Raw genomic sequence first — 24913 nt, 5'->3', positions numbered from 1 at the left:
TCTATTAGTAAAACAAAAAATCTTATATGAAACATATTGTTTTTAGTATTTTCTGTCTTTTTGTTATCACAACTTCAACTGCACAAATTCTTGAACCTGTAAAATGGACTACCTCTGTTGAAAAAATTTCAGATACTGAGTATAATTTAATCTCAACAGCTACAATAGATAAAGGCTGGCATTTGTATTCTCAAAATGTTCCAGAAGATGGACCAATACCAACCACATTTGTATATAAAGAGCATCCAAATTATAAACTTGTTGGTAAAACATCTCAAGAAAAAGGACATACTATTGATGATCCAATTTTTAAGATGAAAATTACTTTTTTTGAAGATAAAGCAGAGTTTAAGCAACGCATAAAAATTTTAAATAAAGAACTGTCAATAGTAAAAGGAGAAGTAGAGTTTATGGTTTGTGATGACTCTAAATGCTTACCTCCAGATTATGTAGATTTAATTTTTGATTTAAAAACAGAAAAAAAAAGTGAAGTAAATGCTAATGAATTACAATTAGATCTTAATGACAATGCATCTCAAATATTTGAACCCGTAAAATGGTCTACTTATGTTGAAAAAGTTTCTGATACAGAATATAATTTAGTTTCTAAAGCAAAAATTGATGAAGGTTGGCATTTGTATTCTCAGAATATTTCTGAAGAAAAAGAAATTAAACCAATACCAACCGAGTTTGTTTATGCCTCTAATAGTGATTTTGAGATAGTAGGAACAACTACAGAAGAAAAAGGTTTAACGGTTGAAGATCCAGTTTTTGATATGAAAATCAAATACTTTGAAGATGAAGCGGAGTTTAGACAACGTATTAAACTATTAAATAATAGATTAACCACTATAAATGGTGAAGTTGGTTTCATGGCTTGTGATGATAAGCAATGTACTGCGCCAACATATGAAGATTTAAGTTTCAATTTAACTAAGAGTGTTGCAGCATCAAAAGAAAACTTTCAAGTTGAGTCTGCCGAAAAAACAAATAAAGAATCTAGTAAAAAAGGATTATGGACTATTTTTTTCCTTGCGTTCTTATCAGGTTTTGCAGCATTGTTAACACCTTGTGTGTTTCCTATGATACCAATGACTGTAAGTTTCTTTACAAAGCAAAGTAAATCTAAAGCTGCAGGAATAAAAAATGCCATCATTTATGGTTTAGCAATTATTGTAATTTATGTGTTTTTAGGTGCAGTTGTTACTTGGGTATTTGGAGCAGATGCTTTAAATGCCTTATCAACTAATGTGTGGTTTAATATAATTTTCTTCTTGCTATTAATTGTATTTGCCTTTTCGTTTTTAGGAGCTTTTGAGATTGTTTTGCCAAACTCTTGGGCTAATAAAGTAGATAGACAAGCAGATAGAGGCGGAATGATTGGTATCTTTTTTATGGCACTTGCATTAGCTATTGTGTCGTTTTCATGCACTGGCCCAATTGTAGGTACTCTATTGGTAGAAGCAGCATCAAAAGGAGGAATAGCGCCTTTTGTTGGTATGTTTGGGTTTTCGTTAGCACTAGCATTACCATTTGCTTTATTTGCAGCATTTCCAGGATGGTTAAATTCTTTGCCTAAATCTGGAGGATGGTTAAATACTGTAAAAGTAGTTCTAGGCTTTTTAGAATTAGCATTAGCCTTTAAGTTTTTATCTAATGCAGATTTAGTATTACAATTGCATTGGTTAGAACGTGAGGTATTTATCGCTATTTGGATTGCAATTTTTGGAGTATTAGCATTGTATCTGTTTGGTAAAATTCAGTTACCGCATGATTCGCCATTAACACATATTTCTGTTGGTAGATTAAGTTTAGGACTTATAGTATTGTCCTTTACAATTTATATGATTCCTGGGCTTTGGGGAGCACCATTAAATTTAATAAGTGCATTTCCGCCGCCTTTAGATTATAGTGAGTCGCCTTATGGTGTAGGTTATACTAAGTTAGGTTCTGGAGGAACTTCTACAAATCATTCAGATTTACCAGATGGAGGACATCTATTAGCACCACATGATATTTTAGCGTTTAATGATTATGATAAAGGTTTGGCTTATGCTAAAAAAGTAGGAAAGCCAATCATGATAGATTTTACAGGTTGGGCTTGTGTAAATTGTCGTAAAATGGAACAGAATGTTTGGGTAAATAATAAAGTATTAAATGTTTTAAAAAATGATGTAGTATTAATTTCCTTGTATGTAGATGATAAACGAAAGTTGAGTGATGATGAGGTTATTGATTCAAAACTAAAACCTGGTAAAAAGCTTAAATACATTGGCCAGAAATGGAGCGAATTACAAACCATAAAATACAAGACCAATACACAACCTTTCTATGTGTTAATGAATCATAATGAGGATAATCTTATTCAGCCAGTTGGCTACACACCAGATGTTGACGAATATTATAACTGGCTAGAAACTGGTCTGGAAAATTTTAAAAATTAAATTTAAAACCTCTCAAATTTGAGAGGTTTTTTTATAGAACATATTTACATAACACAAAATCTACTTTGATAAATAAAAACCTTCTTTCGGACATTATATCTGATGTTTCGTCCAAAAGCTGTTGTCTTAAACATGGTTAACCATTTACCTTTACACTAACTCCAAAGCTGATCTTTAATCTTAAATGGGTTTTTATCACAATTCATTTATTATATAATTAACTCTCTAAAAGTTTTTAATAGCAATTAACATTGTATAAAGGTTATACAATGTGTAACTATCAACCAAATAATAATATTATGTTTAAAAAAGTAATTGCATCAGTGGTGATGCTAACAATGATGTTTGGAGTTTCTTTAACTTCAAATGCACAAGATTCTAAAGATTATAAAATGTGGGAAAGCATTATGCTTACACCAGATTATACCAATCTTAAAACACTAGGCGAAAATATGCGTAAGCATAACGAAACGTATCATAAAACAACACCTTATGAAGCAAATGTGTATAATATTTCATCTGGACCAAATTCTGGAAAAATAATTTGGGAAATGGGACCAATGATGTTAAAGCACAATGATACACGCCCTGGAGAAGGTGGTCATAATGCAGATTGGCGAGATAATGTAATGCCATACATTAAAGAAATGCATACCATAGAGTATTGGAGAAAAGATGATAAACTATCTAATACAGGCTCATTAACAGATAATAACTCTGACCATCCAATTATGTTTGTAAGATATTTTGAAGTAGAAGCAGATCATGGCTATACTATGAACTCTATTTTTAAACAAGTAAGTGCAACATTAAAATCAATGCCAGGGGACAATCCTTGGGGCTTATATTATAATGCTTTTTTACAAGGAGATTTGGGACGTCATGTTGCAGCTGTTAGCTTTTATAAGAGTTGGGCAGATTTTGATGAGGATATAAAATTTAAAGATGCCTATGAAAAGTTATATGGCGAAAACTCATGGGATAATTTCCTTGATACTTTAGATGATACATTTAGTAATCGATGGGATGAAATTTGGGAGTATAACAAATTTATGAGTGGAGATTAGAAATAAAGTTGTTAAACTCTTAATATAACTGTCATTTTTTAAATGGCAGTTTTTTATTTACACAACTTTTTTAAGCCCCTTAATATCTTCTATTTTAATTTGCTTACCCGAAGTAGAAATCAAACCTTCTTTTTTAAACTGTGATAAGATACGAATTGCAGATTCTGTTGCTGTGCCAACAATATTTGCGTATTCTTCTCTAGAAAGCACAACATTAAGCATATCATTTGTGTCTGCTCCAAAATGCTGATAAATGTAAATTAAAACTTCGGCTAAACGCTGCTTTACTGTTTTTTGAGCCATATTAACAATAACATTGTCAGACTCTTTTAAATCATGAGCCATTTTCTGTAACACGTCCATCGAGAAATTAGAATTATTTTGTAAGTCGTTAATAATTTCACTTTTAGGAATAAAACAAACCTCCATGTCTTTTAAGGCAGTAGCACTTAAGTTGGCAGATTCATTACCTATTAAAGAGCGTTGACCAAGTAAATCGCCTTTAATAACCAATTTTACAATTTGATCTTTACCATTAGCACTTAATTTTGAGAGTTTACAAACACCATCTTTTACACAATATATGCCATTAAGTGTTTCGCCTTCTTCAAAAATGACCTCGCCTTTTTTTATAATCTTTGATGTTTTGCAACTAGAAATTCTAACTAATTCATCTTTGGTTAAAGCCTTAAGAGAATTAAATTGTCGCACTATACACTGTTCACACTTGCTCATAATATTTTATTCGAAGAAATGTAAAATTAAGCAAATATGATAAATATCATATTACTATTATTAATATCTTTAAATATTTGCAAAAGGTATAAATGAGCAAAGTTAATTATGGAGCAAACAACTTGTTTCCACTGTGGTGATAATTGTAGCAATTCAATTATAACTTTAAATGAAAAATCATTTTGTTGTAATGGTTGTAAAACCGTGTACGAAATTTTCTCAGAAAATGATTTAACCTGTTACTACGATTTACAATCTTCTCCAGGAGCTATTCCAAAAGAAATTCAAGGTAAATACGATTTTTTATCTCAAGAAAATATAATTGATAAATTTACAGAGTTTAATGATGGACAAATACAAATAGCCACATTATATATTCCGCATATTCACTGTAGTTCATGTATCTGGATTTTAGAAAATCTCAATAAGTTAAATCCAAATATATCAGCATCTCAGGTTAATTTTGGTAAAAAAACTGTTCGAGTTAACTATGGTATAAAAGATTATTCACTTAAAGATGTTGTTTTATTGTTAAGTTCTATAGGCTACGAGCCTTATATTTCACTTGATGATTTTAAAACAGGAAAAGCTGAAATTAATAGATCAATCATCTATAAGCTTGGCGTTGCAGGTTTTGCTTTTGGTAATGTGATGTTTTTATCATTTCCAGAATATTTTCAAGTAGATGGTTTCTGGATAGAGCAATATAAAAATGTATTTAGATGGTTAATGTTTGCATTTTCATTACCAGTTGTTTTTTATGCAGGGCAAGACTATTTTATTTCAGCTTACAAAGGTTTGCGCTCTAAACTATTAAATATTGATGTACCAATTGCTCTTGGTATTGCAGTTTTATTTATAAGAAGTACAATAGAGATACTCTTTGATTTTGGTACAGGTTTTTTTGATAGTTTAACGGGACTTGTTTTCTTTTTATTACTTGGTAAGTTTTTTCAACAAAAAACCTATTCTTTTTTGTCTTTTGAACGTGATTATAAATCATATTTCCCAATTGCTGTAACTAAAATTATTAATGGAGAAGAACTACCAACACAAGTCTATGATATAAAGAAAGGAGATAGACTTCTTATTAGAAATGAAGAATTAATTCCTGTAGATGGTGTTTTAATAAACGGAAAAGCACGAATAGATTATAGTTTTGTAACTGGAGAATCTGAAGCTGTTAGTAAAAAATCAGGTGATAAGTTATTTGCTGGTGGGAAACAAACTTCTGGTATTATTGAAATGGAAGCCATCAAATCGGTAGAGCAAAGTTACTTAACACAGTTATGGAGCAACGATGTGTTTAATAAAAATAAAGAGGAAGGTTTTACAACATTAACCAATACAATTAGTAAACGTTTTACAATAGCAGTTTTAAGCATTGCTTTTATTGCTACAACATTTTGGTTGTTTAAAGATGCCTCTAAAGCAATGAATGTGTTTACAGCAGTACTGATAATTGCGTGCCCATGTGCTATAGCATTATCTGCACCTTTTACTTTTGGTAATTTGCTACGTATTTTTGGGAAGTTAAAATTCTATGTTAAAAATGCTTCTGTTTTAGAGCAATTGGCGGCTGTAAATACCATTATTTTTGATAAAACAGGAACGATTACATCTAACCAAAAGAGTAGTGCAAACTATGAAGGAGTTAGGTTAACAGCATCAGAAGAAACTCTATTGAAAAATACACTTCGTGGTTCAAATCATCCGTTAAGCAGAACGCTCTACGATATATTAGATGAGCATAATATTATCACCTTAAACCATTTTGAAGAACATATAGGTAAAGGCGTTGAGGCATCTCATAATAACGACCGTATAAAAATTGGTTCGGCAAGTTTTGTAGGAGCTACAGAAACATCGGCTTTAAATACTACTGTGCATGTAAGTACTAACAATGTTTATAAAGGTAAGTTTACCTTTTATAATAGTTATAGAAAAGGGTTGTCTAAACTATTTAACAAATTAAAGAAGCAATACGATTTAGTAATTCTATCTGGAGATAATAAAGGCGAATTAGAAAATCTTAAAAAACTTTTGCCAACAAAAACAAAACTAATTTTTAATCAGAAACCAGACGATAAGCTCGAATATATTAAATATCATCAAACCGAAGGTGCAAAAGTATTAATGATTGGTGATGGATTAAATGATGCAGGAGCATTAGCACAAAGCAATGTTGGAATTGCTTTGTCAGAAAATGTGAATGTGTTTTCACCTGCATGTGATGCAATTCTTGATGCTTCAAAATTTAATCAATTAGATAAATTTATTAGCGCCTCAAAAAGCGCTATCAAAATTATAAAATGGAGTTTTGTCTTGTCATTTATGTATAATATTATCGGACTCTATTTTGCGGTAACTGGGCAATTATTACCAGTAGTTGCTGCCGTTTTGATGCCTTTGAGCTCTATTAGTATTGTGGTATTTACAACAATTGCCACAAATTTTTTAGGTAGAAAACTCAATAAATAATGGTACTTTGTTATGAGTAGTTTAAAAATATTAACCAAACATGATAAAAATCATGTTTTATAAAGCTGTTCAAATGTAATTTTGAGCCATAACTTCAAGTAGGTATGAGTGTTATATATATGTTACTAAGTATTAGTGTTATAGTCGCAATTGTGTTTTTTGTGGCATTTATTTATGCAGTAAAAAAAGGGCAATTTGATGACAGCTATACACCTTCTGTTAGAATGCTTTTTGAAGACGAGATAATTAAAGAAAAATCCAATAAAAAGAAATTAAGTACTAACCAAAAAAATAAATTTTAAATAATTATGGAAATGCAGCAGTTTCATTACGATAACAAAATTGTTACAAAATTCCTTTATGCCACAATAATTTTTGGTGTTGTAGGAATGGTAGTAGGTTTATTACTTGCTTTCATGTTTATATTCCCAAACCTTACCGATGGTATTTCCTGGTTAAGTTTTGGGCGATTAAGACCTTTGCATACCAATGCAGTGATTTTTGCATTTGTAGGTAATGCAATGTTTGCAGGTATTTACTATTCGCTACAGCGTTTATTAAAAACACGTATGGCTAGCGATTTGTTGAGTAATATTAACTTTTGGGGTTGGCAACTTATAATTGTTGCTGCCGCTATATCGTTGCCATTAGGTTACACTACGTCTAAAGAATATGCCGAATTAGAATGGCCAATAGATATTGCTATTGCTTTAATTTGGGTTGTTTTTGGTATAAATATGATTTGGACCATTTTAAAAAGAAGACAACGTCATCTTTATGTAGCTGTTTGGTTTTACTTAGCGACTTTTGTAACGGTTGCTGTGCTTCATATTTTTAATAGTTTAGAGTTGCCTGTTAACGGTATGAAAAGTTATTCTGTCTACGCAGGTGTTCAAGATGCCCTAGTGCAATGGTGGTACGGTCATAATGCAGTTGCATTTTTCTTAACAACGCCATTTTTAGGATTGATGTATTACTTTGTTCCTAAGGCGGCCAATAGACCTGTATATTCATATAGGTTATCTATTGTACACTTTTGGTCATTAATCTTTTTATACATCTGGGCAGGACCACATCACCTTTTATATACTGCTTTACCAGAATGGGCTCAAAATCTTGGTGTTGCTTTTTCTGTTATGTTATTAATGCCTTCTTGGGGAGGAATGATAAACGGACTATTAACACTTCGTGGTGCTTGGGATAAAGTTCGTACAGATCCTGTTTTAAAATTTATGGTTGTAGCCATAACGGGTTATGGTATGGCAACTTTTGAAGGCCCAATGCTATCTCTTAAAAATGTAAATGCTATAGGTCACTTTACAGATTGGATTATTGCCCACGTACACGTTGGTGCATTAGCTTGGAATGGATTTATGGCCTTTGGTATTATTTATTATTTAATCCCTAGATTATTTAAAACAAAACTATATTCTGTAGGTCTTGCTAATTTACATTTTTGGATAGGAACACTTGGTATTATTATGTATGCATTACCAATGTATGTTGCTGGATTTACGCAAGCAAGTATGTGGAAACAATTTAACCCAGATGGTACATTAACTTATGGTAATTTCTTAGAAACTGTTTCTGAGATTATGCCAATGTACTGGATGCGAGCAATTGGTGGTACATTATTTATTATTGGTATGCTAATTCTAGTTTATAATATTATACTTACTGTTAAAAACGGAAGCAAAGTTACAGATGAGTTGGCAGAAGCTCCTGCTTTGCAACGCGTTTCTAAAAAACGTGTTACAGGAGAAGCTTGGCACACTTGGTTAGAGCGTAAACCAATTAAACTTACAATTTACGCTACAATAGCTATTCTTATTGGAGGTATAGTTCAGATTATTCCAACGATTATGGTGGAGTCAAATATTCCAACAATAAGTAGTGTAAAACCATACACACCACTAGAGTTAGAAGGACGTGATATTTATATTAGAGAAGGTTGTGTTGGTTGCCACTCACAAATGATTAGACCATTTAGAAGTGAGGTAGAACGTTATGGAGAATACTCTAAAGCTGGAGAGTTTGTTTACGACCATCCTTTCCTTTGGGGATCTAAACGTACTGGACCAGATTTAGCTCGAGTTGGTGGTAAATATTCAGATAATTGGCACTTAAATCATATGTACGATCCTCAGAGTACATCTTCAGGGTCTATAATGCCAGCGTATCAATGGCTTGTTAGAAATGAGTTAGATAAATCGCAAACTGAAGCTAAAATGAAAGCTATGGTTTCGCTTGGCGTACCTTATACAGATGAAGAGATTGCTAACGCACAGCAAACTATGTTGGAGCAAGGCACTCAAATAGAACAAAACCTTTATTCGGATCCAGATTTTGCTGAAACTTATGAAGCTGATAAAGCTTCTGGTGGTTCAGAATTTGTTGAAATGAGAAATCGTGAGATTGTTGCAGTTATTGCATATTTACAGCGATTAGGAACAGATATAAAAGTGAAAGATACAGAAACCACTCAAAACTAATAATATGTTAAAATTTGTAAAAAACCATATGGATAGCATATCAGGAATAGAAATATATCCTATAATTTCACTACTTATCTTTTTTATCTTTTTTGTAGTCTTATTTTGGTGGGTTATAACTGCTAAAAAAGAGTATATAAATAACGTAAGTAATATTCCATTAGATAACCAAAATCACACAGAACTATGAAAAATTTTATTCCATCTTGGGTAAGAGTACCAGTTGTATTCTTTATCATCTTCGGTCTTATAGAGTACTTTGTAGATTCTGGAGAAAAACCTGCATTTATAGAGCAACCCGTAATTATGTTGTTCTTATTGTTAGTGCTCCTAATTTTAATAGCTACAGAAGCTATAGTAGGATCTATGGACAATATTTTATACCAAAGTCTAGATGAAGAGGCTAAAGCACGTTTTGATGCTCAAAAAACAAAAGCACCAAAGTTTATAGCTTGGTTAAAAAAGACCTATATAAAATTATTAGGACAAAAACCAGTTGAAGAGGAACACGAAATAATTTTAGACCATAATTATGACGGTATTAAAGAATTAGATAATAATCTTCCACCGTGGTGGTTATATGGGTTTTATGCGTCTATTATTTTTGGTGCTGTATATTTATTAAAGTACCATGTGTTTAATGGAGATAATCAGTATACAGAATTAGAAACAGAATATGCTGAAGCAAAAATTGCTATTGAAAACTATAAAAAAAATGCTAAAGATTTAGTAGATTTTAATACGGTAGAATTGTTAACAGATGCATCAGATTTAAGTAACGGTAAGAAAATTTTCGAACTCAACTGTGTCGCTTGCCATAAAGCTGATGGCGGTGGCGGAATTGGTCCTAACCTAACCGATAAATATTGGATATTAGGTGGCGGAATCAAGAACGTCTTTAAAACAATATCTGAAGGTGGTCGAGATGGTAAAGGAATGATTGCTTGGAAACAAAGTTTAAAACCAGCAGAAATAGCTCAGGTAGCAAGTTATTTGTTGCAATTTCAAGGGACAACCCCTGCAGAACCAAAAGCTGCAGAGGGAGACATTTGGGAAGATTCAAATGTTGAAGGTGTAGAGTAACAAAAAATAAATTTATAAATTTAAACTATTAAACTTTGGAAGCGCCAGAAAACGAATCATTTAGAGATTCAATAGGGACCATCAATGAAGAAGGTAAGCGTGCTTGGGTGTTTCCAAAAAAACCAAGTGGTAAATTCTACGATAAACGCAAAATAGTAAGCTACATCTTGCTTGCTTTTTTAGTCGCAGCTCCTTTTATTAAAATAAATGGAAACCAGTTCTTGATGTTTAATATTCTTGAACGACGTTTTAATGTGTTTTCATTTCCATTTTGGCCTCAAGATTTCCATCTAGTGGTAATCTCAATGATAATAGGTGTTATTTTTATTGCGCTTTTTACAGTTGGATTTGGACGTATTTTTTGTGGATGGATTTGTCCGCAGACCATTTTTATGGAAATGGTTTTTCGTAGAATTGAATATTGGATTGATGGAGATCGTAACAAACAAAGAAAGTTAGATAGGCAAAAATGGGATGCAGAAAAAATTAGAAAACGCGTTTTAAAATGGAGCATATTTTTGGTGATATCATTTTTAATAGCCAATGTGTTTTTAGCCTACTTAATTGGTAGTGATAAGCTTATAAAATACATTATTGATGGACCTTTTGAGCATTTAGGGACATTGTTTCCGTTGCTTATTTTTACTGCGGTATTCTATTTTGTATTTGCGTGGTTTAGAGAGCAAGTGTGCATTATTGCATGTCCTTATGGGAGATTGCAAGGTGTATTGCTAGATAATAAATCTATTGTTGTAGCCTACGATCATAAGCGAGGAGAAGGAGAAAGTGGTAGAAAGAAGTTTAGAAAAAATGAAGACAGACAAGAGCTAGGTCATGGTGATTGTATAGATTGTTTGCAATGCGTAAATGTTTGCCCTACAGGGATAGATATTAGAAATGGTACGCAATTAGAGTGTGTTAATTGTACAGCATGTATAGATGAGTGTGATCATATCATGGAAAGCATAAACCTACCTAAAGGATTAATACGTTATGCAAGTGAAGTTGAAATAGAAAAGAAAGAAAAGTTTAAACTCACTCCGAGAATGAAAGGCTATATAGCTGTTTTAGTTATTCTTATTGGAGTTTTAAGTGGTATGTTATTATTGAGAAATGATGTCGAAGCACGTGTATTAAGACTTCCAGGGCAATTGTATGAGCATAAAGAAGGCACTATAATCAGTAATGTGTTTACCTATAAGCTTGTCAATAAAACAAGTAAAACAATTGAAAACGTGAATTTTAAACTCCGCAAATATAAAGGAGAAATAAAATTGGTTTCAACTACAGATAACTTTAGTGTTCCAGAACAAGGCTTAGCAGAAGGAACTTTATTTATAGAGATAGATAAAAAAGACCTTAAAGGCGATAAAAACAAATTAACTATAGAGGTCTATAGTAATAATGAGTTAATAGAAACAACAACGGTAAACTTTCTAGGGCCACGTAGTTATAATTAAAATAGATGTTATGAAATTTAATTGGGGAACAGGCATAGTATTAGCATTTATAGGGTTTATTAGCTTTATCCTGTACTTTGTTATTAACATGAATGTCAATAGTAAGTACGATCATGATTTGGTTACTGAAGATTACTATGGAGAAGAGTTAAAATTTCAAAACGATATAGATAAAGAACAAAACGCAAAAGCTTTAGATAAAAACATAAGTTGGGAAAAGGCAGAAAACGGTCTGTTGATAAAATTTCCTAAAACCTTTAAAGTTCAAAACATAACAGGAAAAGTGTTCCTATATAGACCATCTAATAAACAGTTTGACTTTGAAACACCCATTTCATTGTCTAACCACAATTTGCTCATACCTGACAATCGTTTGTTAGATGGTCGTTGGAACATTAAAGTTGATTGGCAATATAAAGGAAAATCATTTCTTTACAAAAAGGAAATTGTGTATTAAATGCTTTGGTCTGCAATCATATTTGGTTTATTAGGTAGTTTTCACTGTGTTGGTATGTGTGGTCCAATAGCTTTTATGTTGCCAGTAGATAGAAGCAACTCCTTTAAAAAAGTATCTCAAATTTCTACCTATCATATTGGACGTTTATTAGCTTATAGTTTAATTGGTCTGTTTTTTGGCTTTGCAGGTAAAAGTCTCTACATATTTGGAATTCAACAGCAATTATCTATAGTTATAGGAGTTTTAATGATAGTAATTGTATTAATTCCTGTTCACGTATTTAATAAATACAATGTGTCAAAGCCTATTTATAAAATAGTGTCTAAAGTAAAATCTGCTTTAGGCAAATCATTAAAAAAGAAAACAGCAGATACCTTTTTAACCATTGGTTTCCTTAACGGATTTTTACCTTGTGGTTTAGTTTATATGGCGGTCTTTGCATCGTTAACTACACAAAATGCATTACAAGGCAGTCTTTATATGGTCTTATTTGGATTAGGAACTGTGCCTTTAATGACGACTGCAATTTATTTAGGAAAATTTTTAAATAGTACTATAAAACAACGCATTCAAAAAGCGATTCCTGTTTTTGTAATTATTATAGGTGTATTATTTATACTTCGCGGATTAGGATTAGGAATTCCATATATCTCTCCTTCACCTGTTGTTGAGGTTGCATCAAGTGCAATTGATTGCCATTAAGTTATATTGCATCCTTACAGCTTAAAATAAAATATAATTATGGGTCAATCACATAAGCTCCAATTGAGCAAAGATGAAATGAAAGCATATGGCTATCAAGTTATCGATACTATTGTCGAGCATTTTAATACAGAACATATAAAAAAACCAGTTGCTTTTGCTTCAAGAGAAGAAATGGATTCTATGTTTAAAGTTGAAGCTCCAGAGGAAGCTTCAGATTATAATGAAGTCTTAGATTTTGTAGTTGAAAAAGTATTACCTAATAGTAATATAGTATCGCACCCAAAATCGTATTCTTTTGTGCCCGGACCAAGCAATTATGTAAGTGTGATGGCAGATACTTTAGCAACAGGGTTTAATATTTTTTCTGGCGGTTGGGCTGCTTCACCAGCAGCTGCAGAGTTAGAGATTGTGACTATGCAATGGCTATTAAAACTCTTTAAATTTCCAGCCAAAAAAGGAGGTGGTTTATTTACAAGTGGTGGCTCTATGGCAAACTTAACAGCTTTAGTAACGGCAAGAAGACAACGCTGTGGTGATGATTTTTCTAAAGCCATTATTTATATGTCAGACCAAGCACATTCATCAAATATTAAGGCGATAAGAGTACTTGGTTTTAAGAAAGAGCAAGTAAGAATTATACCAACAGATATAGAATTTAAAATGGCTATTAATAAGCTTAAAAATGCCATTGCTAAAGATCGTTTAAAAGGCTTGCAACCATTCTGTATATTGGCCTCAGCAGGAACTACTAATACAGGAACTGTTGATCCGTTAAATGAAATTGCTAAAATTTGCAAAACAGAAAAACTATGGTTTCATATTGATGGCGCTTATGGCGGCGCAGCAATTCTTTCAAAAAAAGGGAGCCAGTTATTAAAAGGTATCGAAAAGGCAGATTCCCTAACCATAGATCCTCATAAATGGTTATATCAACCTTATGAAATGGGATGTTTAATGGTTAGAAATCATAAATGGTTAAGTGAAACCTTTACAGAGAAACCTGAATATTTACGTGATATTGAAGGTAATACATCAGAAATAAATTTCTATGATCATGGCATTCAGTTAACGAGACGTTTTAGAGCACTTAAGTTTTATATGTCTATGAAAACCTTCGGTCTTAATGCCTTTAAAAAAGCGGTAACTTATAATATTGATTTAGCCGAAAAAGCAGAAGCGTTTTTACGTAAAAGCTCAAAATGGGAAGTTATTTCTCCGGCTACTTTAGCGGTAATTAATTTTAGATACCACCCAATTGGTAAATCTATTTCTGAAAAAGAACTAGACCGAATTAATCAAGAGATTTCAAAACGTATTGTTGCATCTCGTGAAGCTTTATTGGTGACAACTGTATTACAAAATCAAGTAGTATTGCGCATGTGTTTAATAAACCCTAGAACAACACTTGCAGATATAAAAGAGACGTTATCATTGTGCGAAAATTTTGCTAAAGATATAATATAAATTACTTTAAAAAAGTCAACTTCAACTGACTTATATCATGTTTTTTCGTAGCGCTTCTGGCTATATTTAATATAGAATTTAAAACCAGAAAATCATGAAAAAAAGAACACCAGTTTCAGTAATAATGACCAAAGATGTCATTACATTAAATCATAACGATAATTTAGAAGTTGCAGAAGGATTATTTAAAACACATAACATTCGTCATATACCAGTAGTTAGCGGAGCATCAATAGTTGGTTTGTTAAGTTACACAGATTTATTACGAATTAGTTTTGCAGATGCTATTGACGAAGACGAGCAAGATGTAGATACAGTTGTTTATAATATGTTTACGATTGAACAAGTAATGGCTAAAAATTTAGTGAGTGTAAGTTCTGCTACAACCATTAAGGAAGTTGCCGAAATATTATCTAAAAAAGAATTTCATGCCTTGCCAGTAGTCGATAATGATAAGTTAGTAGGTATTGTAACAACTACAGATTTAATTAACTATTTAATTGAACAATATTAAAAATTGTAATAGCTAAAAAGAGGCTATCTAAAAGTGTCATTCTGAATAAAATGAAGAATCTCTAAAAAATCAAAATTCGATTTATAATTGATTAAGATTTTTCGACACCGCTCAAAATGACAAAAAATGCTTTTTAGATAACCTCTTTTTTCCATTTCAAAATCCAAAAAATAAAATAGCAGTTCTTTTATGATTTTTATCATTTTTATTACTCTATTTATACCCAACCTTTGTACTCTAAATTAATAGTAACAGGTATGAGTACTACAAAAATAGTTACAGCAGAAGAAGCTGTTTCAATCGTAAAATCTAATAATCGTGTATTTTTTCAAGGTGCAGCAATGACACCTAATTTACTTATCGACACCTTATGTGAGCACTATAAATCATTATCTAATGTAGAAATAATTCAGGTACATACAGATGGAAAAGCTAAGTATATGGAGCAACCTTACAGCAATTCATTTAAGTTGTTTAGTTGTTTTGTTGGTAGTAATGTGAGGAAAGGCGTTAACACCAATAATGGTGATTATATTCCTATTTTTTTAAGTGAAATACATTGGTTATTCAGACGACAAATATTACCATTAGATGTTGCTTTTATACAAGTGTCTCCACCAGATAAACATGGGTTTTGCTCTTTAGGAACTTCAGTAGACATCACTTTACCAGCGATACAGACTGCAAAAAATGTTGTTGCGTTAATAAATCCTCAAGTGCCAAGAACACATGGTGATGGTATTATTCATATAAACAATATTGATTTTTCTGTTGAAGTAGATAAGCCAATTCATCAGGCAGTATCTCAAGATTTATCTGAAACCGAAAGTAAAATAGGAAAGTATGTTGCAGGATTAATTGATGATGGTGCTACGCTTCAAATGGGAATTGGTAATATACCAAATGCGGTATTACATAATTTAACCAATCATAAACGTTTAGGGATTCATACCGAAATGTTTTCTGATGGCATTTTACCTCTAGTAGAACAAGGCGTTATTACAGGAGAAGATAAAGACATTAAAACAGGTAAGATTGTAACTTGCTTTGCTGTAGGTTCGCAAAAATTATACGATTTTATTGATGACAATCCGCTTGTACATTTTAAAGAAGCAGGTTATACTAATGACACATCTATTATTAAACGTAATCCAAAAGTAACCGCAATTAATAGTGCTATTGAAATTGACCTTACAGGACAAATTTGTGCAGATACCATTGGTATGTATCAATATTCTGGAGTAGGTGGTCAGATGGATTTTATACGTGCAGCATCATTATCGCAAGACGGAAAACCAATTATTGCCATGCCATCAATGACTAATAAAGGGATTTCTAAAATCACACCTTTTCTTAAAGAAGGTGCTGGCGTAACAACTACTAGAGCGCATGTACATTATGTAGTTACAGAATATGGTGTTGTTAATTTATTTGGTAAAAGTTTAAAACAACGCGCTAAAGCTTTAATTTCTATAGCACATCCTAATGTTAGAGAAGCCTTAGAAAAAGAAGCTCATAATAGATTTTATTCTAATTAAGATAAATTTGTCTTAATTGCTATTTTGTTATATATTTGTTAGTATAAATAGTAGTATATGTTTTCTAAAGCTTGTGAATATGGTATTAAGGCGTCAATTTTTATTGCGATAAACTCGTATGAAGGTAAGCGTGTGAGTCCCAAAGAAATTTCAGAAGAAATTGATTCACCAAGAGCATTTACTGCTAAAATTCTACAAGCCTTAGTAAAGCATAATGTTATTAACTCTGTAAAAGGCGCTCATGGTGGTTTTGAAATAGATAAAAAAGATATTTCATCTATTAAGCTTTCACAAATTGTTAATGCCATTGACGGAGACAAAATTTATAGCGGTTGTGGTTTAGGATTACACAGATGTGACGAGAATCATCCTTGTCCTGTACACGACAAATTTAAAACCATAAAAGCAGAGTTAAAAGATATGTTAGAGCATACTAACCTTGAGCAATTGGCTTTAGATATAAAATCTGGAGTTTCATTTTTAAAGATTTAAAAAAATTTGAATATAAATAGGATAATTTTATCCGAAATAAAGTAAATATGGAAATAGTACAAGAGAATACCCAAAAACAAATAGGGCAATTTGTAGCAGAAGATTACAGAACAGCAGCAGTTTTTTCAAAACATAAAATAGATTTTTGCTGTAATGGCAATAGAAGTATAGAAGAAGCGTGCACTAAAAAAGGTATAGATTCTAATTTAGTAATAGATGAATTAAAAGCAGTTTTAAATTCATCGACAGGAGAATCTATAGATTATAAATCTTGGCCATTAGATTTGCTAGTAGAATATATTGAGAAAAAGCATCACAGATATGTAGAGGAGAAGATACCAGTATTGCGTCAGTTTTTAGATAAACTATGTCGCGTTCATGGTGAGCGTCATCCAGAGTTGCTTAAAATAAACGAACTGTTTACAGCATCAGCAGGCGAATTAGCGTCACATATGAAAAAAGAAGAATTGATGCTTTTCCCATTTGTAAAAAAGATGGTAAAAGCTAAATTAAGTAAAACTGCTGTACAATCGCCACAATTTGGAACCGTAGAAAACCCAATTGGAATGATGATGCATGAACATGATAATGAAGGTGAGCGTTTTAGACAAATTGCAAGCTTAACTAATAACTATAATCCACCAGCAGATGCATGCAATACCTATAAAGTTACCTATGCTATGTTGGATGAGTTTGAAAAAGATTTACATTTACATATTCATTTAGAAAATAATATTTTATTTCCTAAAGCAATTAAACTAGAACAGCATTTATGAGATTAAGGTAGTTATTATAGATAAGTTGGCATTAATATGAAACCACATTCCAAAAGAAAATTTGTAGGAGACATAAAAGTTGATTTTAAGTTCGACGAATTGGACAAAGTGAATGAGTATGCAAAAAAGCCATCAGAAGTTGATTTTGAGGAATATCCAAAAGTTTTTATGCAATTGGAAGACCAAACAATAATCCAAGGTTTTGTCCATCTAATTGACGGAAAGCCATTTATGATTCCTGAGCCTGAGCCATCAATTCTTTATTTTACTAACGCTGAAGATAAATTGAATACATTATTAAACCTTCAATCAATTCTTCTTGAATCTAATTTAACTACAAATAATTTTAGCGACCTATCACACGCTTTTTATAATTTTTTCCAATTATCATCTGATTATATTATTAATCTATTTACATCAATTGAAGCTTTTAACAATAGTTTGATTCCAGATGATTTTTCGATAAGAATTAAAAACGAAAACTATAATAAAGAAAGAATACAAAGGTCAATGGATTTTTTAAATAAAATTAAAAAGGCTATTCCTCAAATTATGAACAAATCCTTTCTAAAGGAATATCACAAAAAGTATGAGTTTTTGTTAGATATAAAGAAATTAAGAGATAATGTTGTACATACAAAAAATATGCAAAGTGGATTTCCAGCGTCATATCGTGAATTGTACAAAAGCTATCTGAATTTTGACTTTAAAAAATCTTATGAAATAACAAAAGAGTATTTTAATTTCTATAAAGATGATTGGATAGAAGATTGTAATTGTGGAAGATAAAATAGAAATGTCAATAACGTTTATAGTTCATAACAAGTTCAAGCCTACTTACAATAACCTTTGCAGATTTTCTATTCGGTTTGTAATTGCTAAATTAGTTGCTTAATCATACAGTCAACCTTATGCATATCAATTAAGAGCAATTTAATAGAAACTTTTAAAAATGAAAATACTTGGAGAATCAATCAGACCTTTTATAGGTTCTAAAGACTTTAATGTTTCTAGAAATTTTTATTCAGATTTAGGATTTGATGAAATAATTACGTCAGAAAATATGTCATACTTCTATATAAAAGAATTCGGGTTTTATCTACAAGATGCTTATGTGAAAGATTGGATTGATAATTCGATGATATTCTACGAAGTTGAAAATTTGGAAATTTCATTAGAACATATAAAGAATTTAAAGTTAACTCAAAAGTATGATAATGTAAGATTATCTGAAATAGTGTATAACGAATGGGGAAATGAGTTTTTTTTACATGATCCTTGTGGGATTTTATGGCATTTTGGAGTATTTAAATAGTGTGCTATTTAACCAAAAAAATACTTGTAGCATTATTGAAAACTCTTAACATTTTTAATACCTTGTTTCCATAATTAATCATGCATAAGCATGTTTTCATTTGTATGATAAACAACTCAAAAAACAATGAATAAAAAAAACAGTGTATTTATTGCTACAAGTTTAGACGGTTATATCGCAGACAAAAACGGAAACATAGATTGGTTACATGCTATACCAAACCCAAATAACGACGATATGGGATATGTTGATTTTACCAATGAAATTGATGCACTTGTTATGGGAAGAACAACCTTTGAAACTGTTTGTGGTTTTGATGTAGATTGGCCTTACAACAAGCCTGTATTTGTATTGAGCAACAAACTAAAAGAGATACCAAATACGCACAAAGGAAAAGCTTTTTTAGTTAAAGGCACTTTGACTGAAATTTTAGAGCAGATTTACCAAAAAGGATGCCATCGATTATATATAGATGGCGGCACAACAATACGTAATTTTCTAAAAGAAGATTTAATAGACGACATGACCATCACGACAATACCAGTATTGTTAGGTGGTGGCTCATCTTTATTTGCAGAACTTCCTAACGCACTCAACTTCGAATTAGTTAAAACTAAAACGTATTTAAATCAAGTGACACAGAATCAGTATAAACGAAAAAGATAAAATAAAATCATGAGTACACATATTGGTGCACAAAAAGGAGACATAGCAGAAGTGGTATTATTACCAGGAGATCCAATGCGAGCAAAATGGATTGCAGAAACCTTTTTAGAAAGCCCAAAACTTTATAATGATGTAAGAGGTATGTTGGGATATACAGGAACTTATAAAGGGAACCGCGTATCAGTTCAAGGTACAGGAATGGGCATACCATCTACACTAATATATTGTCATGAATTAATAACAAATTATGGTGTAAAAAACTTAATTCGTGTTGGCTCTGCAGGTTCTTATAAAGAAACCGTGAAAATACGTGATATCGTTATTGCTATGGCAGCATCATCTACATCTGGTATTAATAATTCTCGTTTTATAAATTCAGATTATGCACCAACGGCAAATTTTGAGCTTTTTATGAAAGCCGCTTTATATGCCAAAAACAATAATATAGATATCAAAGCAGGAAATGTATTGTCTGCCGATGTGTTTTATGAAGACGATTTTAATTCGTATAAAAAATGGGCAGACTTTGGTGTGCTTTGTGTAGAAATGGAAACGGCTGGTTTGTATACCATTGCTGCAAAGCATAATGTAAAAGCACTCTCTATACTAACTATTTCAGATTCTTTAGTAACAAAAGAATCAACATCTGCTAGCGATCGAGAGTCCACTTTTAAAACCATGATTGAGATTGCATTATCTACTGTAGATTAGTTTTTAAATAATATAGAGAATGCCTAAAAAGCTTGTAATAGTTTGCCTGATTAATTTTTTAATTGCTGCTGTAATGGGTTTGGTGTTACGGTATTCGTCTATAGGTGATATTGGTTTGAATTACAGGTTTTTAACACATGCACACTCGCATGTTGCTATGTTGGGTTGGGTTTACCTCATGCTATATACACTTATTGTTCATTATTTTATTCCTGATAAAAAACCAATATATAACCGTTTATTTTGGGTAACCGAATTTGCTGTTGTTGGTATGATGCTAAGTTTTCCTATTCAAGGGTATGCAGCATTTTCTATTTCATTTTCTACCTTACATATTTTTTGTAGTTATTACTTTGTGTATCTTATATGGACACACAACAAAACGGAATCTATTGTAACTAGTATTTTACTAAAAGCATCGCTGTTTTTTATGTTACTATCTACATTTGGTGTTTGGTGTTTAGGTCCAGCTGTTTCAATGCTTGGGCAAGCTTCAGCATTTTACCAAATTGCGATTCAATTCTTTTTACATTTTCAATTTAATGGTTGGTTTTTAATAGCGATTATTACTGTTTTCTTTCATCTACTAAAAATTAAAGATTCTAAACTGTTTAGGCAATTTTTTAGTGTATTAGTTGCATCAACAGTTTTTACTTTTGCTTTACCAATACAATGGTTTGCACCTCATAACGTATTGTTATGGATTAATAGTATTGGTGTTGTTTTACAACTTGCTGCACTCTTTACTTTTATTAAACTTATAAGGACTAAACTATATACTTTAATTGATAAAAAATCTAAACTAATTGTTTGCATATACAGTTTTGCTATGTTTTGTTTTGTGCTAAAAGTTGTATTTCAACTAGTTTCAATTTTACCAGAATTTTCTCAAGTGGTTTATGAGCATCGTAATTTTGTAATTGGTTTTATTCACTTACTCATGTTAGGTGTTATTACTGGATTTTTATTTGCTTTTATTTTGCAAAGCAAATTGGTAAACTATTTTAAAACCTTATATATAGGTGTTTATTGTTTTATTTTAGGATTTGTTTTAACTGAAACAGCTTTACTCGTTCAAGGTTGTAACTATTACTTTGGCTACGAAATACTTCCAAATTATTACTTGTTACTATTCCTCTTTAGTTTATTATTACCTTTAGGTATCTTATTTATTTTATTGAATCTATTTAAAAAATAGAAAAAGATATTTTAAATAACGACACTTATTATCCCTATAAAAATGACCACAAAGCCAATAATTATTCCTTTCCAAAACACATGCGCTTTTTTTAGTTCCATAAACTGAAACGCAATTCCTAAAAATTTTAAAGCGGCTAAAATTAAAATTACAAATGCAATGTATGTGCCTTGCAGGTTTGATATATAAGCTGAAGTTATTGTGAGCACGATTAAAATTAACCACGTTAATGATATTGTTGTTTTCATATTAAAACAGTAGATAAATTACAGGAAACAAAATAATCCATATTAAATCACACATGTGCCAAAAGGCTGCACTTGCCTCAACATCTTCAATACTTGTATTTGATTGTGGTTTTCTTATTCCAAAATAAACCGAAGTTAAAATAACCAAACCAACGATAACATGAATAACATGAAAAAGGGTTAGCAACCAATAAAATGTAAAAAAAGTATTGTAGCTTAAATCTAAGCCTTCGTTTAGTTTACCGTAATACTCAAAACTTTTTAAAGCTAAAAATAACATTCCAAAAAGCATTGTTAACAGTAAATAAGTATTACTTTTTTTTCTGTTATTTGCTTTTAATTGAGCTACAGAAACTGCCATAAAATAACCGCTAGTTAATAAAAACAGTGTATTAATCATCCCAAAAGTAGCGTTTAATAAAAGTCTAGAGTCATGAAATAGTAATGGCTCTTGCTTACTATAAAACACCATAGCAATTAATGCAATACCAAAGGTGAATAGTTCTAAAAAAATAATAATCCATAATAAAATGCCTCCTGGTGGATAGTAGATGTTTTTGTAATTGATAGATACTTTATTCATTTTATAAATTATCAATATTATAGTAGCCTCCTTTGTTTTCTTTACGTTCTAGAGATTGACTAATAATAAGGTGAGCAATATTAATCATGTTTCTTAATTCACATAACGATGTATCAATTTTAGATTTTTTGTATAATTCTTCAACTTCGTTATAAATAAAATCTAAATGTGCAATGGCTTTTGTTAGTCTGTCATTACTTCTTACAATACCAACATAATCGCGCATTAATGCTTGAAGTTGATTAAGATTGTGAGTTATTAAAACATGCTCTTTAGGTATATTTGTGCCTTTATCATTCCATTTTGGTATTATAAAACTTAATGGTTTTGTTTGATGATTACATTGATAGTTGTAAATATTATGAGCATAAACCAAAGCTTCTAATAACGAATTTGAAGCCAATCTATTTGCTCCATGCAAACCTGTTCTAGTACATTCTCCACAGGCAAATAGGTTGTTTATAGATGTTTTTCCGTGCTTATCAACAACAATTCCTCCACATAAATAATGTGCTGCTGGAACTACAGGAATCCAATCTTTTTTAACATTAATATGTTTATCTAAACACTCTTGATATATATTAGGGAAATGTTTTTTAAAACTTTTAATATCAAGATGTGTACAATCTAAAAATACATGGGTGTCTCCAGTTTTTTTTAATTCATTATCTATGCTTTGTGATACAATATCTCTTGATGCCAATTCGACTCGCTCATCATAATCAAGCATAAATCGATAGCCTTTTTTGTTTCTTAAATAAGCACCAAAACCTCTAACTGCTTCCGAAATTAAAAAAGAAGTACCTCCTTTAGGATTATACGTAGCTGTTGGGTGAAACTGAATAAATTCCATATCCTTTATTTGTGCCTTTGCTCTGTAAGCCATTGCAATTCCGTCTCCTGTTGCAATTACAGGATTGGTTGTATGCCCATAAACACTACCAATTCCACCAGAAGCTAACAAAGTACGTTCTGCTTGAATGGTTAAAACTTTTCCAGATTTTTCATTTAACACATAAGCTCCATAACAGGATAAATCATTAGGGATTGGTGTTTCTAATTGGTGTTCTGTAATTAAATCAATAGCAAAATGATGTGGTAATACGGTTATGTTTTTTAATTGATGTACACGATTTAATAATGCACGCAAAACCTCAAAGCCAGTAATGTCTTTATGATGTACCACACGATATTCAGAGTGTCCACCTTCTTTACCTAAATCAAAGTTCCCTTCAGCATCTAAATCAAAATTAGCTCCCCAAACTATTAGTTCTTTTAAGCGTTTTGGGCCTTCTTTTATAACCATTTCTACTACAGATTTGTCGCATAAACCATCTCCAGCAATAAGCGTATCTTGTATGTGTTTTTTAAACGAATCTTCTTCTGTATCTAATACTATAGCAACGCCTCCTTGAGCGTATTTGGTGTTAGATTCGTTTTCGTTGTCTTTGGTAATTATGATTATAGTTTTTTCTGGAAATTTTTCAGCAATTTTAACTGCAAATGTTAATCCAGCAACTCCAGAACCTATAACTAAATAATTTGTTTTTATCATATTATTTTGATAGTTCTAGCATGCGATTAATTGGAATCAATGCTTTTTCTCTAATCGCTTTTGGTACTTTAATTTGTGGACTTTCATTTAGTAAACAATCGTAAAGTTTTTGCAATGTGTTTACTTTCATAAAAGCACATTCACTACAAGCACAAGTATTGTCTTCTTTTGCTGGAGCAGGAACTAATTCTGTGTTAGGCACTTCTTGTTGCATTTTATATAAAATTCCTGCTTCGGTTGCAACAATAAAACTTTTGTCTTGATGTGCTTTTACGTAATTAATCATTCCAGAAGTTGAACCAACATAAGTTGCCACTTTTAAAATATGCTCTTCAGATTCTGGATGCGCAATAATTACATAGTTAGGATATTTTTTATGAAGGTTTAATAATTTTTCAATTGAAAACGCTTCATGAACCACACAACTTCCATCCCAAAGCAACATATCTCGTCCTGTTTGCTTAATGATGTATTTTCCTAAATTTCTATCTGGAGCAAAAATAATTGGTTTATCTTTTGGAATAGAAGTTACAATTTTAAGTGCGTTTGATGATGTACAAACAATGTCTGTTAAAGCTTTTACTTGAGCACTACAATTTACATAAGTAATAACTGTATGGTTTGGATGTGCTTTTACAAAATTCTCAAAAGCATCTGCAGGACATGAGTCTGCTAATGAGCAACCAGCTTTTAAATCTGGTAAAACCACTGTTTTATTTGGACTCAAAATCTTAGCAGTTTCTGCCATAAAGTGAACTCCAGCAAATACAATAATATCTGCATTAGTTTTTGCTGCTTGTTGCGACAAACCTAAACTATCTCCAACATAATCTGCTACATCTTGTATCGCAGTTTCTTGATAATAGTGTGCTAAAATCACTGCGTTTTTCTCTTTTTTAAGCTTTATTATTTTTTCTTGTAATGTCATT

At 31.3% G+C, this 24913-nt stretch carries 25 protein-coding genes; 20 read left to right on the top strand and 5 right to left on the bottom strand.

Annotated elements, in window-relative coordinates:
* The first annotated feature begins 26 nt into the window (after nt 1-26).
* Together BXY80_RS01275 and BXY80_RS01270 are read left to right on the top strand one after the other, a co-directional pair.
* A complete protein-coding gene (locus BXY80_RS01275; RefSeq protein WP_120199410.1) occupies nt 27-2444 on the top strand; it encodes a protein-disulfide reductase DsbD family protein in 2418 nt (805 codons plus the stop codon).
* A gap of 299 nt (nt 2445-2743) precedes the next feature.
* Nucleotides 2744-3511, top strand: a complete 768-nt coding sequence (locus BXY80_RS01270) for a hypothetical protein (protein WP_147376090.1) — start codon at nt 2744-2746, stop codon at nt 3509-3511.
* A gap of 57 nt (nt 3512-3568) precedes the next feature.
* On the opposite strand, the gene BXY80_RS01265 is transcribed toward BXY80_RS01270, so the two are convergent.
* Nucleotides 3569-4246, bottom strand: a complete 678-nt coding sequence (locus BXY80_RS01265; RefSeq protein WP_120199408.1) for a Crp/Fnr family transcriptional regulator — start codon at nt 4244-4246, stop codon at nt 3569-3571.
* Nucleotides 4247-4354: 108 nt separating this feature from the next.
* Between BXY80_RS01265 and BXY80_RS01260 the strand changes: the two genes are divergently transcribed.
* From BXY80_RS01260 to BXY80_RS01175, 18 genes are all read left to right on the top strand, one after another.
* Nucleotides 4355-6727 carry a heavy metal translocating P-type ATPase gene (locus tag BXY80_RS01260; RefSeq protein ID WP_120199407.1) on the top strand — a complete coding sequence of 791 codons (2373 nt, stop codon included), beginning with the start codon at nt 4355-4357 and terminating at the stop codon, nt 6725-6727.
* 104 nt (nt 6728-6831) lie between these two features.
* On the top strand, nt 6832-7029 hold the full coding sequence (ccoS, locus tag BXY80_RS01255; RefSeq protein ID WP_120199406.1) for a cbb3-type cytochrome oxidase assembly protein CcoS: 198 nt from the start codon (nt 6832-6834) through the stop codon (nt 7027-7029).
* A gap of 6 nt (nt 7030-7035) precedes the next feature.
* A complete protein-coding gene (gene ccoN, locus BXY80_RS01250; RefSeq protein ID WP_120199405.1) occupies nt 7036-9219 on the top strand; it encodes a cytochrome-c oxidase, cbb3-type subunit I in 2184 nt (727 codons plus the stop codon).
* Nucleotides 9220-9223: 4 nt separating this feature from the next.
* Nucleotides 9224-9409 (top strand): CcoQ/FixQ family Cbb3-type cytochrome c oxidase assembly chaperone, encoded by a 186-nt coding sequence (locus tag BXY80_RS14030; protein ID WP_120199404.1) that lies wholly within the window; start codon nt 9224-9226, stop codon nt 9407-9409.
* Nucleotides 9406-10302: a cbb3-type cytochrome c oxidase N-terminal domain-containing protein gene (locus BXY80_RS01240; RefSeq protein WP_120199403.1), complete on the top strand. Its 897-nt coding sequence runs from the start codon at nt 9406-9408 to the stop codon at nt 10300-10302. The genes BXY80_RS14030 and BXY80_RS01240 overlap by 4 nt, the downstream gene beginning before the upstream one ends.
* A gap of 35 nt (nt 10303-10337) precedes the next feature.
* On the top strand, nt 10338-11762 hold the full coding sequence (gene ccoG, locus BXY80_RS01235; RefSeq protein ID WP_120199402.1) for a cytochrome c oxidase accessory protein CcoG: 1425 nt from the start codon (nt 10338-10340) through the stop codon (nt 11760-11762).
* Between the two features lie 10 nt (nt 11763-11772).
* Nucleotides 11773-12219 carry a FixH family protein gene (locus BXY80_RS01230; protein ID WP_120199401.1) on the top strand — a complete coding sequence of 149 codons (447 nt, stop codon included), beginning with the start codon at nt 11773-11775 and terminating at the stop codon, nt 12217-12219.
* Nucleotides 12220-12921, top strand: coding sequence for a sulfite exporter TauE/SafE family protein (locus BXY80_RS01225; protein WP_120199400.1), 702 nt, complete (start codon nt 12220-12222; stop codon nt 12919-12921). It abuts the gene before it with no gap.
* A gap of 39 nt (nt 12922-12960) precedes the next feature.
* Nucleotides 12961-14388 (top strand): pyridoxal phosphate-dependent decarboxylase family protein, encoded by a 1428-nt coding sequence (locus BXY80_RS01220; RefSeq protein WP_120199399.1) that lies wholly within the window; start codon nt 12961-12963, stop codon nt 14386-14388.
* Nucleotides 14389-14482: 94 nt separating this feature from the next.
* The gene (locus tag BXY80_RS01215; protein WP_120199398.1) at nt 14483-14902 is read left to right on the top strand and encodes a CBS domain-containing protein; all 420 of its coding nucleotides are present in this window, start codon (nt 14483-14485) and stop codon (nt 14900-14902) included.
* A 257-nt stretch (nt 14903-15159) separates the two neighbouring features.
* Nucleotides 15160-16440, top strand: a complete 1281-nt coding sequence (locus tag BXY80_RS01210; RefSeq protein WP_120199397.1) for an acetyl-CoA hydrolase/transferase family protein — start codon at nt 15160-15162, stop codon at nt 16438-16440.
* Nucleotides 16441-16497: 57 nt separating this feature from the next.
* Nucleotides 16498-16932 (top strand): RrF2 family transcriptional regulator, encoded by a 435-nt coding sequence (locus BXY80_RS01205; protein WP_120199396.1) that lies wholly within the window; start codon nt 16498-16500, stop codon nt 16930-16932.
* A gap of 47 nt (nt 16933-16979) precedes the next feature.
* Nucleotides 16980-17708 carry an iron-sulfur cluster repair di-iron protein gene (gene ric, locus BXY80_RS01200; protein ID WP_120199395.1) on the top strand — a complete coding sequence of 243 codons (729 nt, stop codon included), beginning with the start codon at nt 16980-16982 and terminating at the stop codon, nt 17706-17708.
* A 36-nt stretch (nt 17709-17744) separates the two neighbouring features.
* Complete coding sequence (locus tag BXY80_RS01195) at nt 17745-18497, top strand: hypothetical protein (RefSeq protein ID WP_120199394.1); 753 nt, start codon at nt 17745-17747, stop codon at nt 18495-18497.
* A 163-nt stretch (nt 18498-18660) separates the two neighbouring features.
* A complete protein-coding gene (locus BXY80_RS01190; RefSeq protein WP_120199393.1) occupies nt 18661-19023 on the top strand; it encodes a VOC family protein in 363 nt (120 codons plus the stop codon).
* Between the two features lie 126 nt (nt 19024-19149).
* The gene (locus BXY80_RS01185) at nt 19150-19689 is read left to right on the top strand and encodes a dihydrofolate reductase family protein (protein WP_120199392.1); all 540 of its coding nucleotides are present in this window, start codon (nt 19150-19152) and stop codon (nt 19687-19689) included.
* Between the two features lie 9 nt (nt 19690-19698).
* Nucleotides 19699-20400, top strand: a complete 702-nt coding sequence (gene deoD, locus BXY80_RS01180; RefSeq protein WP_120199391.1) for a purine-nucleoside phosphorylase — start codon at nt 19699-19701, stop codon at nt 20398-20400.
* A gap of 19 nt (nt 20401-20419) precedes the next feature.
* Entirely contained in the window at nt 20420-21598 is a 1179-nt protein-coding gene (locus BXY80_RS01175; RefSeq protein WP_120199390.1) for a hypothetical protein, read from the top strand.
* 11 nt (nt 21599-21609) lie between these two features.
* On the opposite strand, the gene BXY80_RS01170 is transcribed toward BXY80_RS01175, so the two are convergent.
* From BXY80_RS01170 to nadA, 4 genes are read right to left on the bottom strand one after another with little or no spacing between them, the layout of a single operon-like run.
* On the bottom strand, nt 21610-21846 hold the full coding sequence (locus BXY80_RS01170; protein WP_120199389.1) for a cytochrome C oxidase subunit IV family protein: 237 nt from the start codon (nt 21844-21846) through the stop codon (nt 21610-21612).
* A 1-nt stretch (nt 21847) separates the two neighbouring features.
* Nucleotides 21848-22429, bottom strand: a complete 582-nt coding sequence (locus tag BXY80_RS01165) for a cytochrome c oxidase subunit 3 (RefSeq protein WP_120199388.1) — start codon at nt 22427-22429, stop codon at nt 21848-21850.
* A gap of 1 nt (nt 22430) precedes the next feature.
* Complete coding sequence (nadB, locus tag BXY80_RS01160) at nt 22431-23984, bottom strand: L-aspartate oxidase (protein WP_120199387.1); 1554 nt, start codon at nt 23982-23984, stop codon at nt 22431-22433.
* 1 nt (nt 23985) lies between these two features.
* Entirely contained in the window at nt 23986-24912 is a 927-nt protein-coding gene (gene nadA / locus BXY80_RS01155) for a quinolinate synthase NadA (RefSeq protein WP_120199386.1), read from the bottom strand.
* Nucleotide 24913: the final 1 nt, after the last annotated feature.

Source organism: Ichthyenterobacterium magnum (assembly GCF_003610635.1).
Lineage (GTDB): Bacteria > Bacteroidota > Bacteroidia > Flavobacteriales > Flavobacteriaceae > Ichthyenterobacterium > Ichthyenterobacterium magnum.
This window is presented reverse-complemented; position numbering and strand designations above follow the sequence as displayed.